Raw genomic sequence first — 2,037 nt, 5'->3', positions numbered from 1 at the left:
TAATTGAATCAATAAACATTCCAATAAAGAAACTTTCTTGATTATTATTTTCAGACTTTCACAGGTCTGAACCCCTAATTTTGAGTANATAAAGAAATTGTCTTGATTATTATTTTCAGATTCTCACAAGTCTGAACCTCTAATTTTGAGTGTAATCATCAATTGATCGAATGTGTCCTCATCACAAGCGGGAAGTGAATGGAAACTTTCTGCGGCGTAAAATAATCAGGTTATTAGGGTGAAACCTAACACCTTTCCCAATTTTTTATTTTGAATATTTTAAAATTATTTATCTATGATGAGCAATACATCAGAATGTGAACAGGACACAAATCATCATACTTGTNATCATACTTGTAGCAATTGTGATATCAGCAATTAGCTTGGGATTCGCAATTTCAACCATGTCGATTTTACAAACGTCGATACTAGATCAAAGAACTATAAACAATGATCAATCACAAATGATAAAGATTCTCACATCTCAATTAAATTCTAGTCAACAAGCTATAGAAAATCAGCATAATGTCATTGTCCAACTCAATAATAGCATAACATCTATCTCAAATGAAAGTAAATCGTTGGAAGACAGGATTGCATCATTAGAAAATAGGGTTACATCATTAGAACAAAGATTACAGTCAAACTGCGAAATTCCAGTGGGATGCCCACCACCAATACCGCAAAAGCCTGTATCCTTTCCAGGTGTTGTAAAATTCTATAATGTTGCAGGTGGAGGTGGAGAGATAGACAACCGTGTCTTCAAGCATCTCCCATCAACGTTGTCTTCAACTGGATGGAGTGCAGATTTTGATTACAAATTTACAGCTTCTAGTATGCAAAGAAGTTGGATATTCGTTCTTTCTGCCACATCAGATGATCCAGCTAAGCAAGACTTTGCACATATCATAATGGTTGAGCATGGTTTTAATGCAGACCAATTAATGATAGACCGCAGTTGGACAGGTCCCAACGCCACTTCATCTACAGGAATTTCAATATCTCCAGATACACAATATTATGTTCGGCTACAAAGAGCACCAACTCAACTGGAGTTAAGTGTATTTTCCGACCCAGCCAGAACAATTAATGTGAAAGGTTCTCCTGTAACTTTGAATATTTTACAATCCGATTATAACAATAATTTGAATTTCATACAACATGACGGATGTACTCCATGCGGATCTGGAAGAACGTTGACCGCAGAGATTGATAATACCAAAATATACGAGACAGTAGAGGATGCCACTAGCATCATCTTTCAAGATGATTATTCATCTAGTGCCGGTTGGACACAAATAGGATCGTCGATAGCAGTTAATGGAACGTTTGTACCTACAACTCAATTCTATGATAATTTGATAACAGGTAGAACAGGGTAAGAATAATCTCAAATTTTTCATAATTAAAATTCTACTCCACCTAAGATTTGAGTCCTGTAAAGACTTAAACTCTCATGGTCTGAACCCAGAGTCATTATTTCTTAGAAAAATAAAAAGAAAGGGATGGTTAGAAATTACTTCAAGTCTGGCAGCACTTTGGTATGCTCGATCTGTACTGAATCAAGATCGTGTGGATGCAGTCCGAGCAACTTGAGGATTGTCGGTGCGACCTGAGTCGTCTCGACCCAGTCTCCATTTGAGCCTGGTTTTACCATTCCTGGTGCATAGACGAGGATTGGAACATCACGGTCGCCTGGATTATCGCCGCCGTGCTCTGCAATCTTACTGCCGCCAGTGTAGACTACACCGACCTGGACTTGCCCTAATACGTCTGGATGACGTGGGTCGGAGTTTGGCACGCCGAAAAAGTCAGCAACTGCTTGGCCTGCGTAGATCTGAGCTAGACCTGAATGTGGCACAGAAACGGTTGTACCGTTATAGGCCTTGCCCGGTGCGCTGTGATTCCACAGATAGCTCTTGACAAAGTCTGCAGCAGGCTGCGTATTGACTGACAAGTAGCTCTGCCATAGGTCATCGTCGGTTCCTGCAACTATCAGAGGTGTGTTGGATGATTATCGACATACCATTTGAGGTC

General features: G+C 39.6%; 2 protein-coding genes. One reads left to right on the top strand and one right to left on the bottom strand.

Annotated elements, in window-relative coordinates; translation table 11 throughout:
- Positions 1–347 precede the first annotated feature (347 nt).
- On the top strand, positions 348–1,382 hold a 1,035-nt coding region (locus DYY66_RS07830; RefSeq protein WP_218583672.1), incomplete at its 5' end, for a hypothetical protein.
- A gap of 134 nt (positions 1,383–1,516) precedes the next feature.
- On the opposite strand, the gene DYY66_RS07825 is transcribed toward DYY66_RS07830, so the two are convergent.
- Entirely contained in the window at positions 1,517–1,957 is a 441-nt protein-coding gene (locus DYY66_RS07825) for a hypothetical protein (protein ID WP_166287840.1), read from the bottom strand.
- Positions 1,958–2,037: the final 80 nt, after the last annotated feature.

Source organism: Candidatus Nitrosotalea sp. FS, assembly GCF_011319475.1.
Lineage (GTDB): Archaea > Thermoproteota > Nitrososphaeria > Nitrososphaerales > Nitrosopumilaceae > Nitrosotalea.
The sequence above is the reverse complement of the archived record's forward strand: the minus strand, read 5'-3'. Positions and strand labels throughout refer to the sequence as shown.